The organism is Methylobacterium sp. P1-11, assembly GCF_008329595.1.
In the GTDB taxonomy this organism is placed as follows: Bacteria; Pseudomonadota; Alphaproteobacteria; order Rhizobiales; family Beijerinckiaceae; genus Methylobacterium.
This window is the reverse complement of record NZ_NPKS01000009.1, coordinates 1-12,892: the sequence shown is the minus strand read 5'-3', so window position 1 is coordinate 12,892 and position 12,892 is coordinate 1. Positions and strand designations below refer to the sequence as shown.

General features: G+C 67.9%; 18 protein-coding genes and 1 pseudogene. 6 read left to right on the top strand and 13 right to left on the bottom strand.

Going from position 1 to position 12,892, the window contains the following annotated elements:
- The first annotated feature begins 33 nt into the window (after positions 1-33).
- The 6 genes from fliE to recA all read left to right on the top strand — a co-directional run bounded on the left by fliE (position 34) and on the right by recA (position 6,958).
- The gene (gene fliE / locus CIW48_RS11100) at positions 34-348 is read left to right on the top strand and encodes a flagellar hook-basal body complex protein FliE (RefSeq protein WP_091784121.1); all 315 of its coding nucleotides are present in this window, start codon (positions 34-36) and stop codon (positions 346-348) included.
- Between the two features lie 48 nt (positions 349-396).
- Positions 397-663, top strand: a complete 267-nt coding sequence (locus CIW48_RS11095) for a flagellar biosynthetic protein FliQ (protein WP_091783738.1) — start codon at positions 397-399, stop codon at positions 661-663.
- Positions 664-714: 51 nt separating this feature from the next.
- Positions 715-1,476 (top strand): flagellar biosynthetic protein FliR, encoded by a 762-nt coding sequence (gene fliR, locus CIW48_RS11090; RefSeq protein WP_149310838.1) that lies wholly within the window; start codon positions 715-717, stop codon positions 1,474-1,476.
- Positions 1,477-1,529: 53 nt separating this feature from the next.
- On the top strand, positions 1,530-2,597 hold the full coding sequence (gene flhB / locus CIW48_RS11085; RefSeq protein WP_149310837.1) for a flagellar biosynthesis protein FlhB: 1,068 nt from the start codon (positions 1,530-1,532) through the stop codon (positions 2,595-2,597).
- A 163-nt stretch (positions 2,598-2,760) separates the two neighbouring features.
- On the top strand, positions 2,761-5,532 hold the full coding sequence (locus CIW48_RS11080) for a PAS domain-containing sensor histidine kinase (protein ID WP_149310836.1): 2,772 nt from the start codon (positions 2,761-2,763) through the stop codon (positions 5,530-5,532).
- Between the two features lie 334 nt (positions 5,533-5,866).
- Positions 5,867-6,958 carry a recombinase RecA gene (gene recA / locus CIW48_RS11075; RefSeq protein WP_149310835.1) on the top strand — a complete coding sequence of 364 codons (1,092 nt, stop codon included), beginning with the start codon at positions 5,867-5,869 and terminating at the stop codon, positions 6,956-6,958.
- Between the two features lie 10 nt (positions 6,959-6,968).
- Here recA and CIW48_RS11070 read toward each other — a convergent pair whose 3' ends face one another.
- From CIW48_RS11070 to CIW48_RS11010, 13 genes and pseudogenes are all read right to left on the bottom strand, one after another.
- Positions 6,969-7,256, bottom strand: coding sequence for a hypothetical protein (locus CIW48_RS11070; protein WP_149310834.1), 288 nt, complete (start codon positions 7,254-7,256; stop codon positions 6,969-6,971).
- Positions 7,257-7,486: 230 nt separating this feature from the next.
- Positions 7,487-7,750, bottom strand: coding sequence for a 30S ribosomal protein S17 (rpsQ, locus tag CIW48_RS11065; RefSeq protein ID WP_149310833.1), 264 nt, complete (start codon positions 7,748-7,750; stop codon positions 7,487-7,489).
- Positions 7,751-7,771: 21 nt separating this feature from the next.
- Positions 7,772-7,987, bottom strand: a complete 216-nt coding sequence (gene rpmC / locus CIW48_RS11060) for a 50S ribosomal protein L29 (RefSeq protein WP_091719333.1) — start codon at positions 7,985-7,987, stop codon at positions 7,772-7,774.
- A gap of 12 nt (positions 7,988-7,999) precedes the next feature.
- A complete protein-coding gene (rplP, locus tag CIW48_RS11055; RefSeq protein ID WP_012319193.1) occupies positions 8,000-8,413 on the bottom strand; it encodes a 50S ribosomal protein L16 in 414 nt (137 codons plus the stop codon).
- Positions 8,414-8,424: 11 nt separating this feature from the next.
- On the bottom strand, positions 8,425-9,171 hold the full coding sequence (gene rpsC / locus CIW48_RS11050) for a 30S ribosomal protein S3 (protein ID WP_091783719.1): 747 nt from the start codon (positions 9,169-9,171) through the stop codon (positions 8,425-8,427).
- Between the two features lie 10 nt (positions 9,172-9,181).
- Positions 9,182-9,568, bottom strand: a complete 387-nt coding sequence (rplV, locus tag CIW48_RS11045) for a 50S ribosomal protein L22 (protein WP_012319191.1) — start codon at positions 9,566-9,568, stop codon at positions 9,182-9,184.
- Between the two features lies 1 nt (position 9,569).
- The gene (rpsS, locus tag CIW48_RS11040; protein ID WP_012319190.1) at positions 9,570-9,848 is read right to left on the bottom strand and encodes a 30S ribosomal protein S19; all 279 of its coding nucleotides are present in this window, start codon (positions 9,846-9,848) and stop codon (positions 9,570-9,572) included.
- Between the two features lie 5 nt (positions 9,849-9,853).
- Positions 9,854-10,690: a 50S ribosomal protein L2 gene (rplB, locus tag CIW48_RS11035; RefSeq protein WP_149310832.1), complete on the bottom strand. Its 837-nt coding sequence runs from the start codon at positions 10,688-10,690 to the stop codon at positions 9,854-9,856.
- Positions 10,691-10,715: 25 nt separating this feature from the next.
- A complete protein-coding gene (locus CIW48_RS11030) occupies positions 10,716-11,012 on the bottom strand; it encodes a 50S ribosomal protein L23 (protein WP_020094257.1) in 297 nt (98 codons plus the stop codon).
- Positions 11,009-11,629, bottom strand: a complete 621-nt coding sequence (gene rplD, locus CIW48_RS11025; RefSeq protein ID WP_091783715.1) for a 50S ribosomal protein L4 — start codon at positions 11,627-11,629, stop codon at positions 11,009-11,011. Before rplD ends, CIW48_RS11030 begins: the two co-directional genes overlap by 4 nt.
- The gene (rplC, locus tag CIW48_RS11020) at positions 11,629-12,354 is read right to left on the bottom strand and encodes a 50S ribosomal protein L3 (RefSeq protein ID WP_149310831.1); all 726 of its coding nucleotides are present in this window, start codon (positions 12,352-12,354) and stop codon (positions 11,629-11,631) included. The genes rplD and rplC overlap by 1 nt, the downstream gene beginning before the upstream one ends.
- A gap of 51 nt (positions 12,355-12,405) precedes the next feature.
- Positions 12,406-12,714, bottom strand: a complete 309-nt coding sequence (rpsJ, locus tag CIW48_RS11015) for a 30S ribosomal protein S10 (RefSeq protein ID WP_043351245.1) — start codon at positions 12,712-12,714, stop codon at positions 12,406-12,408.
- Between the two features lie 79 nt (positions 12,715-12,793).
- Positions 12,794-12,892, bottom strand: a pseudogene (locus CIW48_RS11010) (elongation factor Tu); the annotation flags it as partial.

Below are 12,892 nucleotides of genomic sequence, written 5' to 3'. Positions count from 1 at the left end.
CGCGGCAGGACCGCATAGCAAGGACGCATGGCGATGGCTTCGAGCAACTTCGCGGCGGGTGCCTACGCGGCCGTCCAGGGCCTCGCCGGCGGCCGGCCCGCACCCCGGGTGCAGCCGACGACCGGCACCGGCACCGACTTCATGCAGATGCTCGGGCAGACCCTGGACAGCGTCGGCGATGCCGGCCGTCGGGCCGACACACAGGCCGTCTCGGCCGCCGCCGGCAAGGCCAACGTCGTGGACGTGGTCACCGCGGTGGCCGAGAGCGAGACCGCCCTCCAGACCATGGTGGCGGTGCGCGACCGCATGATCTCCGCCTACGAGGAGATCATGCGCATGCAGATCTGACCGGCCAACCGTTTCCCCGCCCATTCCGCCCGCACAGATCGCATTCCCATGACCGGCCTCGCCATCCTCGATGTCGCCCGCGACGGCATCTTCGTGTTCCTCAAATGCGCCGGGCCGCTGATGCTGGTCGCCCTCGCGGTCGGGCTCGCGGTCTCCCTGGTCCAGGCCCTGACCCAGGTCCAGGAGCAGACGCTGATCTACGTGCCCAAGATCGTGGCAGTCTTCGCCGTGCTCCTGCTGATGCTGCCCTTCATCGGCGATGCCATGGCCGGCTACATGACCCGCATCGCCGCCCACATCGCGGCCGGCGGCTGATGCGCGCGCCGGCCGGGACAGGCGCGGTCCACGCGTGCCATAGGGGCCGCGATGAACCTGCTCCTGCCCGGCATCGCCTCGGCCTACCTGATCACCTTCGCGCGCATCGGCACGCTGATCATGCTGATGCCGGGGATCGGCGAGCAGACGGTGTCGCCGCGGCTGCGCCTCGCCTTCGCGCTGCTCACCAGCCTGGTGCTGTTCCCGACCGTTCGCCCGCTGCTCGGCGGGACGGAGGGCGTGGCCGGCCCGCGGCTGATCAGCCTCCTGTTCGGCGAGACGATCATCGGGCTGGTGCTCGGCCTGACGGTGCGGATGATCCTCGCCGCTCTCCAGACCGCCGGCGTGATCATCGCGGCGCAGCTCGGCCTGTCCTACGCCATGACGGTCGATCCGAGCCAGGGCGGTCAGCAGGTGGCGATCGGCAACTTCCTGTCGCTGCTCGGGATCACGCTGATCTTCGCGGCGGACCTGCACCATCTCGCCATCGAGGGTGTGGCCCGCAGCTACGTGGTGCTGCCGCCCGACGGCGTGCCGTCCTTCTCGGACGCGCTGATGCTGGCCACCAAGGCGCTCGCCCGGGGCTTCACCCTGGCGGTGCAGATCTCCGGTCCGTTCATCGCCTTCGGGATCCTGTTCAACCTGGGGCTCGGCGTGCTCTCTCGGCTGATGCCGCAATTGCAAGTGTTCTTCCTGGCGGTCCCGGCCTCGATGCTGATCGGCATGCTGCTGCTGATGGGCTGCCTCGGCGTCATGATGGGCGTCTTCCTGGACGATCTGGGCCGGTATCTCGGGGATTACGTCGGCCGCTGAGTGGCCGACTCGCCCGTGTCCCGACGATGTTCCCGCTCTGAGCGCGACGCGAGATGGCCGACGATACCGACGACGAGGACAAGACCGAGGAGCCGTCCCAACGACGGCTCGATCAGGCGATCGAGCGCGGCGACGTCGCGACCAGCACCGAGATCAACACCTTCGCGATGCTGGGTGCGTTCACCCTGACCCTGCTGGTCGCGGCCCCGAGCATCGCCACGAACCTGCTGCACGGCCTCAAGGCCTATCTCGCCAACGCCCATACCCTGCCGGACGACGCCACGGCGATGAAGGAGGCCATGACGCGGGGCCTGTGGCTGTGGCTCCAGGCGGTCGCCGTGCCGGTGGGCCTCGCGGTCGTGGCCGGGCTGGCCGCAGGGCTCCTGCAGCACCCGCTGGTCTTCTCCGCCGAGACACTGATGCCGAAGTTCTCGCGCCTCTCACCGATGGCAGGCGTGAAGCGGCTCCTCGGCATCGAGGCCCTGTTCCAGTTCGGCAAGGGGCTGGCCAAGATCGGCGCCGTAGGCGTCGTCGGCGCGGTGATGCTGTGGAACGACCGCGACCGGCTGGAGGTGTTCGCCCGCTTGGACCCGGCCACCGCCATGCCGGCGATCTTGTCCCTCAGTCTGAAGCTCCTCGCCGGCATGCTGTGCATGCACCTCGCGATCACCCTGGGTGACGCCCTCTACGCGCGGTTCCGCTGGCGCAAGCGCCACCGGATGTCGAAGGAGGAACTCAAGCAGGAGATGAAGGAGTCCGAGGGCAACCCGGAGGTGAAGGGTCGCCTCAGGCAATTGCGGATGGCCCGGGTGAAGAAGCGCATGATGGCGGCGGTCCCCACCGCCACCGTGGTGGTCACGAACCCGACCCACTACGCGGTGGCGCTGCGCTACGAGGCCGGCATGGCCGCGCCGATCTGCGTCGCCAAGGGCGTCGACGCCCTGGCCCTGCGCATCCGCGCGGTGGCGGCCGAGCACGGCGTCGCGGTCATCGAGAACCCGCCGCTCGCCCGCGCGCTCCATGCCACCGTGGAGATCGACCGGGAGATCCCGGCCGAGCATTACCGCGCGGTGGCGGAGGTCATCGGGTTCGTGCTGCGGCTGCGGAGACGGGCAGCCTAGGAACCGCGTCACGCCGCGGCGCCGCAGCCGACCGAAAGCCACGCTTCCTCCACCTTTTTTCGCGAGGCTGTATCAAGGCTTGGCGCGACGAGAGTGGTGCCGCGCTCCGCATGTCCTGATATGGCCGGCTGACCAACCGGGTGACTGTTCTGGAATGAAGCCGATGGCCGACGTCACTGGACCTCCGGCGCCTGCCGCGGGCCCGCAGAATTCGGGGCCTCCGGTCTCACAGGCGTCCGCCCTGCTGGGGACGGGCTCGATCGACCGGTCGGAGCAGCCGGGCCGGGTCGGCCTGCTCCTCGTGCTGGCCGGGCTTCTGGTCGGCGCCGCCATCGGCCTGTCCTTCGTGGCCAACGAGCAGGCCCAGTCGCTGATCGTCTGGCTGCTGGCCCTTCTGGCCATGGCGGGCGTGTTCTTCCTGTTCGCCCTCGCCATCGGGGCGCTCCAGCTCAGCGGCAGTGCCGCCCGGGACGACATCACCAAGGGGATCGTCGATGCCTCGCCGGACGGCAAGCTGGTTGTCGAGGACGGGGGCCGTCTGATCTACGCCAACGAGGCCTATCTGCGGATCGCCAGTGGCGACACCTTCTCGAATCTTGTGCCGGTTGAGCGCATCCTGGTTGGCTCTCCGGAGGTCTCCGAGGCGGTCTACCGGCTGTCGCAGGCCTCGCGCGATGCCAGGGCCCATACCGAGGAGGTCCGCATGTCGCCGCCGCTGGGCCCTACGGCCGGCGAGCGCAGCTTCGGATGGTACCGGGTCTCGGTGCGGCCGCTCGCGCGCCCGCGCCGGGCGGCCTCCCTCTGGACGGTCGCCGACATCACTGCCGAGCGCGAGCGGCAGGAGAACGTCTTCCAGGAACTTCAGCACGCCATCGACTATCTCGACCACGCCCCGGCGGGCTTCCTGTCGATCGATCCGGCCGGCGCCATCGTCTACATGAACGCGACGCTCGCCGCCTGGCTGGGCTACGATCTCGCCAGCGTCGGCCCCGGCGGGCCGCATCTCACCGAGATCGCCCCGGAGGCGGACGTCCTCGTGCGCACCGCCGGCCTGCCGGGCGAGGTCCGCACCGACCGGTTCGACCTCGACCTGCGCCGCCGCAACGGCCACACCCTGCCGGTGCGGCTCTACCACCGGGTCGCCTTCGGCAAGGACGGCAAGCCCGGCTCCTCGCGGACCTTCGTGATCAACCGCTCCGCCGGGGCCGAGACCGACGAGCCGCAGCGCGCCGCCGAGGTGCGGCTCGCCCGCTTCCTCAACAACTCGCCGATCGCCATCGCCACCCTCGACAGTACCGGCCGGATCGCCCGGGCCAACGCCTCCTTCACCCGGCTGTTCGGCACGGTGCCGCGCCAGGCGGAGGACGGCGCCCTCGACGGGGACGGCGGGTCCCGGAGCGAGCCCAACGTCGCCGATTCGGTGGCCGACCGGACCGCGCTGGAAGCCGGGCTCGCCCGCGCGGCCAGCGGCCGGACCGATCCGGAGCCGATCGAGGTCCAGCTGAATGGGCCCGGCGGTCGCTCTGCCCGGGTCTGGCTCAGCCCGGCCGATGGCGGCGATCCCGGCCAGCAGACCGACGAGGCCGAGCGGGTGATCCTGTACGCCCTCGACACGACGGCGCAGCGTCAGCTGGAGCAGCAGGTCGCCCAGGCCCAGAAGATGAACGCGGTGGGTCAGCTTGCCGGCGGCATCGCGCACGACTTCAACAACGTGCTGCAGGCGATCATCGGTTACTCCGACCTGCTGCTCGCGAGCCACCGGCCGACCGACCCGGCTTTCCAAGACATCATGCAGATCAAGCAGAACGCCAATCGGGCAGCGGGCCTCGTCCGCCAGCTCCTGGCGTTCTCCCGCAGGCAGACTCTGCGTCCGGAGGTGATGAATGTCGGGGAGGCTCTCTCCGAATTGACGCTCCTGCTCAAGCGGCTCCTCGGCGAGCGCGTCGCCCTGGAGCTGAAGCACGGCCGCGAGGTCTGGCCGGTGAAGGCCGACGTCAACCAGTTCGAGCAGGTGATCGTCAATCTGGCAGTGAACGCCCGCGATGCCATGCCGGAGGGCGGCAAGCTGATGATCCGCACCGAGAACGTCACCGATCCGGGGACGGCCGTCGACGCGGAGGGACGTGGCGGGGCGCCGGCGGGCGACCATGTGCTGATCGAGGTCCGCGACACCGGCCAGGGCATTCCGCCCGAACTGATGGAGAAGATCTTCGAGCCGTTCTTCACCACCAAGGAGATCGGCAAGGGCACGGGCCTCGGCCTCTCGACGGTGTTCGGCATCGTCAAGCAGTCCGGCGGCACGATCGACGTGCAGTCGAAGATCGGAGAGGGGACCGCCTTCCGCATCTACCTGCCGCGGCACGTGCCCGTCGCCGAGCCGGAGGAGATCCCGGCCCCGACCGCGGATCCGTCCCTCCCGCGGGCGGAGCCGCTCGCGGCGATCGCCGCCTCACCGAAGCCGGATGCCAAGCCCGGCGAGGGCGGCGACACCCTGGCGCCGCAAGGTGGGCCGGTCTCGGCCAAGGCCGACAAGCCGGCGCCGCGCAAGCCCGCCGCGGACCATACGGGGCAGGGGACAATCCTGCTCGTCGAGGACGAGGATCCAGTGCGGGCAGTCAATAGCCGGGCGCTCTCGGCCCGCGGCTACACGGTCCTGGAGGCGGCCTCGGGTCTCGAGGCGCTGGCGATCGTCCGCGAGGGTGCCCAGACGATCGACCTCGTGGTCTCCGATGTGGTCATGCCCGAGATGGACGGCCCGACCCTCTTGCGGGAGGTGCGCAAGCACCAGCCCGACCTGAAGGTGATCTTCGTCTCCGGCTACGCCGAGGACGCGTTCCGCAAGAACCTGCCGGAAGGGGAGACCTTCAACTTCCTGCCGAAACCCTTCAGCCTGAAGCAGCTCGTCGAGACCGTGAAGAAGACGATGGCGGATTGAGGCACGGCCGCGCCTCCGCATCAAGCGGGAGATCCATCGCCTTCCGTGCAGGCGCGGAATCTCCAGCCAAGACAGGCGGCCGCACGGTCGTTCTGGGCTCCGCTGCGCGGCGCCGGGATGACGATGCCGCGGTGGCTCGGAAGGATCTCGGCCCGTCTCCGGACCCGATCCCTCCGCTCACGGCGAAGATGCAGTCGCCGGCTCATCAACCCTGGATCGATCACAGCCGAAAAGCACCACCCGCTCTTGCCGGATGAGAACAAAACAGGTACATGGGGGCGGTGGTGACGCGCGTTGTGAACTGCGTCCAACCCCTTCATAAGGAGCCCGCCAGATGGCCCAGCCCGCATTGAAAGTGGTCGATATGCCCCCGGTGGACAAGGACAAGTCCAAGGCCATTGATGCCGCCCTGGCTCAGATCGAGCGTGCCTTCGGCAAGGGCTCGATCATGCGGCTCGGCAAGAACGACAAGGTTCAGGAGGTCGAGACGGTCTCGACCGGATCGCTGGGCCTCGACATCGCCCTCGGCGTCGGTGGCCTGCCCCGCGGCCGGGTGATCGAGATCTACGGCCCCGAATCCTCCGGCAAGACGACGCTGGCGCTCCACACCATCGCGGAGGCCCAGAAGAAGGGCGGCGTCTGCGCCTTCGTGGATGCCGAGCACGCCCTCGACCCGGTCTACGCCCGCAAGCTCGGCGTGAACCTCGACGACCTGCTGATCTCGCAACCCGATACGGGCGAGCAGGCCCTGGAGATCACCGACACGCTGGTGCGCTCGGGCGCCATCGACGTGCTGGTGGTCGATTCGGTCGCCGCGCTGACCCCGCGGGCTGAGATCGAGGGCGAGATGGGCGAGAGCCAGCCCGGCCTTCAGGCCCGCCTGATGAGCCAGGCCCTGCGCAAGCTGACCGGCTCGATCTCGCGCTCGAACTGCATGGTCATCTTCATCAATCAGATCCGGATGAAGATCGGCGTCATGTACGGCAGCCCGGAGACGACCACGGGCGGCAACGCCCTGAAGTTCTACGCCTCGGTGCGCCTCGACATCCGCCGCATCTCGACCCTGAAGGATCGCGACGAGGCGATCGGCAACCAGGTCCGCGTCAAGGTGGTGAAGAACAAGGTCGCGCCGCCGTTCAAGCAGGTCGAGTTCGACATCATGTTCGGCGAGGGCGTGTCGAAGGTCGGCGAGTTGATCGACCTCGGCGTGAAGGCCGGGATCGTCGAGAAGTCCGGGGCCTGGTTCTCGTATAACAGCCAGCGCCTCGGCCAGGGTCGCGAGAACTCGAAGGGCTTCCTGCGCGACAACCCGAAGATCGCTGCCGAGATCGAGGGTTCGATCCGGCAGAATTCCGGTCTCGTCGCCGAGAAGATCCTGGAGAATGCAACGCCGAGCGCCGACGATCTCGACGAGGGCGAGGCGTAAGCACTGCGCCTCAGCCCGAGACGGCGCACAGCGGGTTCATCGACGCGACATACTTGGCGGCCCCGGGGTTTCCCCGGGGCCGCTTGCCGTTCGGGAGCACCACGGCACCATGGCGGACCTGCGCGACGAGCCCATCGAAGCCTGATCTCGTCAGGCAGGCCGACGCCGGAATCGGATGACGCTCACGAAGGTTTGGCCGGCCCATACCGAGGTTCGCCCAGCCTTCACCCAATCCAAGAGCGCGCGTCACCGGGCCTCGAAGGAGGACGGCAAAGGCCGCTGCGATGACGGAAGCCATCTATCGAGGCCCCGGCTACGGCTGGGAATCTAAGGATGAGCCCACCTGCCGACACCTGCCTGTACCGCGGCCCTCGAACCCAGGGCAACTTGGCGAGAGCGGCGCCGATAGCCGAGCTGCGAAAACGCGAAAGCCCCGCGTTGCCGCGAGGCTCCCACCGACCGATCACCATGATTGTGGCCGGGCCGTCGCGCGCCGAGGCTCGCAGCCTCGACGACGAGACCGGTGGATCAAGCGGCTTCGCCGGCCTCGGTCTGGGCGGCCTCGCCCTCGACCAGCTTCCAGGTCTTGGTCTTCGAGAACGGACGGCACTCTTCGATGAACACCGTCTGCCCGACCTTGGCAACATTCGCCTCGTCGTGCGCGTGATAGTTCTTCGAGCGACGCACGGTCTTCTTCATCACCGGATGGGTGAAGCGGCGCTCCACCTTCACCACGATGGTCTTCTCACCCTTGTCGCTGACGACGGTGCCCTGCAGGATGCGCTTCGGCATGGTTGTCTCCTAAAACCCGCCTCAGCCCTTGGCCTGCTGCAGCGTCTTGGAACGCTGCAGAGTCCGGACACGGGCGATGTCGCGGCGGACCTCACGGACGCGGGCGACGTTCTCGAGCTGGCCGGTGGCCCCCTGGAAGCGCAGGTTGAACTGCTCCTTCTTGAGGTTGATCAACTCGTCATTCAGCTGATCCGGCGACAGGGCCTTGAGATCAGACACTCGTTGGGTCGACTTCACGATATCCTCCGTTCAGTCGGCGATGCGCTGGACGACCCGCGTGCGGATCGGGAGCTTCGCGGCGCCGAGGCGGAGCGCCTCCTTGGCGATGTTCTCGGCAACGCCGTCGACCTCGAACATGATCCGTCCGGGATGCACGCGGGCCGCCCAATAATCCGGGGCGCCCTTACCGGAGCCCATGCGGACCTCGGTCGGCTTCGAGGAAACCGGCACGTCCGGGAAGACCCGGATCCAGACGCGGCCCTGACGCTTCATCTCGCGGGTGATCGCGCGGCGGGCAGCTTCGATCTGCCGGGCGGTGACGCGCTCGGGCTCCACCGCCTTCAGGCCGAACTGGCCGAAGTTCAGCTCGAAGCCGCCCTTGGCCGCACCGTGGATGCGGCCCTTGAACTGCTTGCGGAAGCGGGTCTTTTTCGGTTGCAGCATGGCTTCCTACCTTACGCGTGCTCGCGGTCGCGGCGTCCGCGCTCGCGGCCGCCCTCGCCATCGCGCTCACGGCGCCCGCCGGAGCGGCCGCCCTCTTCCTGGGCCTTCTTGTCCTGAGCCATCGGGTCGTGCTCAAGGATCTCGCCCTTGAACACCCACACCTTGATACCGCAGGTGCCGTAGGTCGTGAACGCCGTGGCCGTGCCGTAATCGACATCCGCACGCAGCGTGTGCAGCGGGACGCGGCCCTCGCGGTACCATTCCTGGCGGGCGATCTCGGCGCCGCCGAGACGACCGGAGCAGTTGATCCGGATGCCCTCGGCGCCCAGACGCATGGCCGACTGAACGGCCCGCTTCATGGCGCGACGGAAGGCGACGCGGCGCTCGAGCTGCTGCGCGATCGAGTCGGCCACCAGCGTGGCGTCGATCTCGGGCTTGCGCACCTCGACGATGTTGATGGTCACGTCGGCCTTGGTCATCGTGCCGACGAGCTTTCGCAGCTTCTCGATGTCGGCGCCCTTCTTGCCGATCACCACACCCGGACGACCCGAGTGGATGGTGACCCGGCACTTCCGGTGCGGGCGCTCGATGACGATCTTGGAGACCGCCGCCTGCTTGAGCTGCTTCATGAGGGCGGCGCGGATCGCGACGTCCTCGTGCATGAGCTTCGCGTAGTCGCCCTTGTTGGCGAACCAGCGGGAGTCCCAGGTCCGGTTGATGCCGAGCCGGAGACCGATCGGATTGACTTTCTGGCCCATCAGATCCTCCTCAGGCCGCTTCGGCCTGGCGGACTTCGCGAACCACGATGGTGAGGTTCGAGAAGGGCTTCAGGATACGCGCGCCGCGGCCGCGGGCGCGGGCGTGAAAGCGCTTGAGAACCAGCGCCTTGCCCACGAAGGCCTGGGAGACGACGAGGTCGTCCACGTCCAGGTCGTGGTTGTTCTCGGCGTTGGCGATGGCGCTCTCGAGGCACTTCTTGACCTCGGTCGAGATCCGCTTGCGCGAGAACTGCAACTCGGCGAGCGCCGTGTCGACCTTCTTGCCGCGGATCATCTGCGCCACGAGGTTGAGCTTCTGCGGGCTGACGCGCAGCATGCGCGCGACGGCCTTCGCCTCGTTCTCGGGGAGCGCGCGGGGGGTGGCTTGCTTGCCCATCTCAGCGCCTCTTCGCCTTCTTGTCGGCCGCGTGGCCCGGGAAGGTGCGGGTCGGCGAGAACTCGCCGAACTTATGCCCGACCATCTCCTCGGTGACGTAGACCGGGATGTGCTTCTGCCCGTTGTGCACACCGAAGGTGAGCCCGACGAACTGCGGGAGGATCGTGGAGCGGCGGCTCCAGATCTTGATGACCTCGGAGCGCGAGGAGCCCCGCGCCGCCTCGGCCTTCTTGAAGAGGTAGCCGTCGACGAACGGCCCCTTCCAGAGAGAGCGTGCCATAGCGATTACTTCTTGCGGTTGTGGCGGCTGGACAGGATGAACACGTCGGTCCGCTTGTTGGACCGGGTCTTCTTCCCCTTGGTGGGCACGCCCCAGGGCGTGACCGGGTTGCGGCCGCCCGAGGTGCGACCCTCGCCGCCGCCGTGCGGATGGTCGACCGGGTTCATCGCCACGCCGCGGTTGTGCGGGCGCTTGCCGAGCCAACGGTTGCGCCCGGCCTTGCCGAGCGAGATGTTCATGTGGTCCGGGTTCGAGACCGCGCCGACGCTGGCGAAGCACTGGCCGTGGACCAGGCGCTGCTCGCCGGAGTTCAGGCGGAGCGTCACGTAGCCCTGGTCGCGGCCCACGATCTGCGCGTAGTTGCCGGCCGAGCGGGCGATCGCGCCGCCCTTGCCGATCTTCAGCTCGACATTGTGGATGATCGTGCCCACCGGCATCGAGCCGACCGGACCGGCATTGCCGGGCTTGATGTCGACGTTCTCACCGGCCACCACCTTGTCGCCCGGCTGCAGGCGCTGCGGGGCCAGGATGTAGCTCTGCTTCCCGTCGGGGAAGTTGATCAGCGCGATGAACGCCGTCCGGTTCGGATCGTACTCGATCCGCTCCACGGTGGCGGCGACGCCGAGCTGTTCGCGACGCTTGAAGTCGACGTTGCGCAGCACGCGCTTGTGGCCGCCGCCGCGGAAGCGGACGGTGATGCGACCGAGATTGTTGCGGCCGCCGGAGGACGACTTGCCCTCCGTCAACGCCTTCACCGGCTTGCCCTTGTAGAGCTCACGGCGGTCGACGAGCACGAGCTGGCGCAGGCTCGGCGTGACCGGTTTGAATGTCTTCAAGGCCATCGGCTTGGATCCCTAAAACCCGTCCTCAGAGCCCGGTCGTGACGTCGATCGAGTGGCCCTCGGCAAGGGTCACGATCGCCTTCTTCACGTCGGAGCGCTGTCCGCGGAGGCCGCGGAAAATCTTCTTCTTTCCCTTGGTGACAAGGGTGTTCACGGCCGTGACCTTCACGTCGAACAGTTTCTCCACCGCCTCCTTGATCTGAGGCTTCGTCGCTTTGGGGGCGACGCGGAAGACGACCTTGTTCTGCTCGGTCAGGTTCGTCGCCTTCTCGGTGATGACCGGGGAGACGACGATGTCGTAGTGGCGCGGATCGGCACTCATTTGAAACGCTCCTCCAGCGCGTCGACGGCAGCCTTCGTCAGGACGAGCGTGTCGCGGCGCAGAATGTCGTAGACGTTGATGCCCTGCACGGGCAGCACGTCGATCTGCGGGATGGCGCGGGCGGCCCGGCCGAAATTCACGTCGACCTCGGCACCGCCGATGATCAGCGCGTTCGAGAGGCCCATCTTGCCGAAGCGCTCGACGAGACCCTTGGTCTTGTGATCCTCGATCTTGATGTCGTCGACGACGATCAGGGTCGAGGCCTTGGCCTTGGCCGATAGGGCATGGCGCAGCGCCAGGGCCCGGACCTTCTTGGGCAGATCGTGGCTGTGGTCGCGCACGACCGGACCGAAGGCCCGTCCACCGCCGCGGAACTGCGGCGCCGAGGCCGCACCGTGACGGGCATTACCGGTGCCCTTCTGCTTGTACAGCTTCTTGCGGGTCCGGTTCACGTCCGAGCGGTTCTGCACGGCGTGGGTTCCGGCACGGCGCTTGGCGAGCTGCCAGCGAACCATGCGCTGCAGCAGGTCGGCGCGGGGCTCGAGGCCGAAGATCGCCTCGTTCAGCTCGACCGAGCCAGCACCGGCGCCGTCGAGAGTGGTGATATCGAGCTTCATCACGCGGTCTCCTCAGCCGCAGCGGCCTCGGGAGCCGGGGTGGATGCGCCGTTCTCACGGAACTTGCCCGGCAGCGGAACATCGGCGGGGAGCTTGCGCTTCACCGCGTCGCGGATCTGGATCCAGCCGCCGGCGACGCCCGGAACCGCGCCCTCGACGAGGATCAGGCCGCGCTCGGGATCGGTGCGCACGACGCGCAGGTTCTGGGTGGTGACCCGCTCGACGCCGAGGTGACCCGGCATCTTCTTGTTCTTGAAGGTCTTGCCCGGGTCCTGACGGCCGCCGGTTGAACCGATCGAACGGTGCGAGATCGACACGCCGTGGGTGGCGCGGAGACCGCCGAAGTTCCAGCGCTTGATACCGCCCGCGAAACCCTTACCGGTGGTGGTGCCGGTGACATCCACGAACTGGCCGGGGATGAAGTGGTCCGCGGTGATCTCGGCGCCGACCGGGATCAGCGCGTCCTCGGACACGCGGAACTCGGCGAGCTTCTTCTTCGGCTCAACCTTGGCGACCGCGAAGCGGCCCCGCTCGGCGGCCGAGACGTTCTTGACCTTGGCCTTGCCGACGCCGACCTGCAGCGCAACGTAGCCGTTCTTCTCGACGGTGCGGTGGGCAACCACCTGGCACTGGTCGATCTTGAGCACCGTGACGGGGACATGCTCCCCCGCGTCCGTAAAGACGCGGGTCATGCCGACCTTCTGTGCGATGACGCCTGAGCGCATAGGTTCTCTCCCTCGCGCGATGAAACGGTAAGCTCTAAGTCCTCAGCGGACTCAGAGCTTGATCTCCACGTCCACGCCGGCGGCGAGGTCGAGCTTCATCAGCGCGTCCACGGTCTGCGGCGTCGGATCGACGATATCGAGCACCCGCTTGTGGGTGCGCATCTCGAACTGCTCGCGCGACTTCTTGTCGATGTGCGGCGAGCGGTTCACGGTGAACTTCTCGATATGCGTCGGGAGCGGGATCGGACCCCGGATGGTCGCGCCGGTGCGCCGGGCCGTGGAGACGATCTCCTTGGTCGACGCATCGAGGATGCGGTGATCGAACGCCTTCAGGCGAATACGGATGTTCTGACCGTTCATGATCCTGGAACCTTGAGAGGGACGGCGGGGTGTGCGGAGCTGGACCCCGCCGCGCCCTGCTAAGGATGCTTGCTTGAGCTCAGTCGTTGATGGCGGCGACGACGCCGGCGCCGACGGTGCGGCCGCCCTCGCGGATGGCGAAGCGCAGCTTCTCTTCCATGGCCACCGGCACGATCAG

What these genes read in the sequence shown, in the direction of transcription:
- rplC (WP_149310831.1), bottom strand. Translation starts at nt 12,354, where the DNA reads ATGCGCTCAGGCGTCATCGCACAGAAGGTCGGCATGACCCGCGTCTTT.
- recA (WP_149310835.1), top strand. Translation starts at nt 5,867, where the DNA reads ATGGCCCAGCCCGCATTGAAAGTGGTCGATATGCCCCCGGTGGACAAG.
- rplP (WP_012319193.1), bottom strand. Translation starts at nt 8,413, where the DNA reads ATGCTGCAACCGAAAAAGACCCGCTTCCGCAAGCAGTTCAAGGGCCGC.
- fliE (WP_091784121.1), top strand. Translation starts at nt 34, where the DNA reads ATGGCTTCGAGCAACTTCGCGGCGGGTGCCTACGCGGCCGTCCAGGGC.
- CIW48_RS11095 (WP_091783738.1), top strand. Translation starts at nt 397, where the DNA reads ATGACCGGCCTCGCCATCCTCGATGTCGCCCGCGACGGCATCTTCGTG.
- rplD (WP_091783715.1), bottom strand. Translation starts at nt 11,629, where the DNA reads ATGAAGCTCGATATCACCACTCTCGACGGCGCCGGTGCTGGCTCGGTC.
- rpsQ (WP_149310833.1), bottom strand. Translation starts at nt 7,750, where the DNA reads ATGCCGAAGCGCATCCTGCAGGGCACCGTCGTCAGCGACAAGGGTGAG.
- rpsC (WP_091783719.1), bottom strand. Translation starts at nt 9,171, where the DNA reads ATGGGCCAGAAAGTCAATCCGATCGGTCTCCGGCTCGGCATCAACCGG.
- rplB (WP_149310832.1), bottom strand. Translation starts at nt 10,690, where the DNA reads ATGGCCTTGAAGACATTCAAACCGGTCACGCCGAGCCTGCGCCAGCTC.
- rpsJ (WP_043351245.1), bottom strand. Translation starts at nt 12,714, where the DNA reads ATGAACGGTCAGAACATCCGTATTCGCCTGAAGGCGTTCGATCACCGC.
- flhB (WP_149310837.1), top strand. Translation starts at nt 1,530, where the DNA reads ATGGCCGACGATACCGACGACGAGGACAAGACCGAGGAGCCGTCCCAA.
- rplV (WP_012319191.1), bottom strand. Translation starts at nt 9,568, where the DNA reads ATGGGCAAGCAAGCCACCCCCCGCGCGCTCCCCGAGAACGAGGCGAAG.
- fliR (WP_149310838.1), top strand. Translation starts at nt 715, where the DNA reads ATGAACCTGCTCCTGCCCGGCATCGCCTCGGCCTACCTGATCACCTTC.
- rpsS (WP_012319190.1), bottom strand. Translation starts at nt 9,848, where the DNA reads ATGGCACGCTCTCTCTGGAAGGGGCCGTTCGTCGACGGCTACCTCTTC.
- CIW48_RS11030 (WP_020094257.1), bottom strand. Translation starts at nt 11,012, where the DNA reads ATGAGTGCCGATCCGCGCCACTACGACATCGTCGTCTCCCCGGTCATC.
- CIW48_RS11080 (WP_149310836.1), top strand. Translation starts at nt 2,761, where the DNA reads ATGGCCGACGTCACTGGACCTCCGGCGCCTGCCGCGGGCCCGCAGAAT.
- CIW48_RS11070 (WP_149310834.1), bottom strand. Translation starts at nt 7,256, where the DNA reads ATGGCTTCCGTCATCGCAGCGGCCTTTGCCGTCCTCCTTCGAGGCCCG.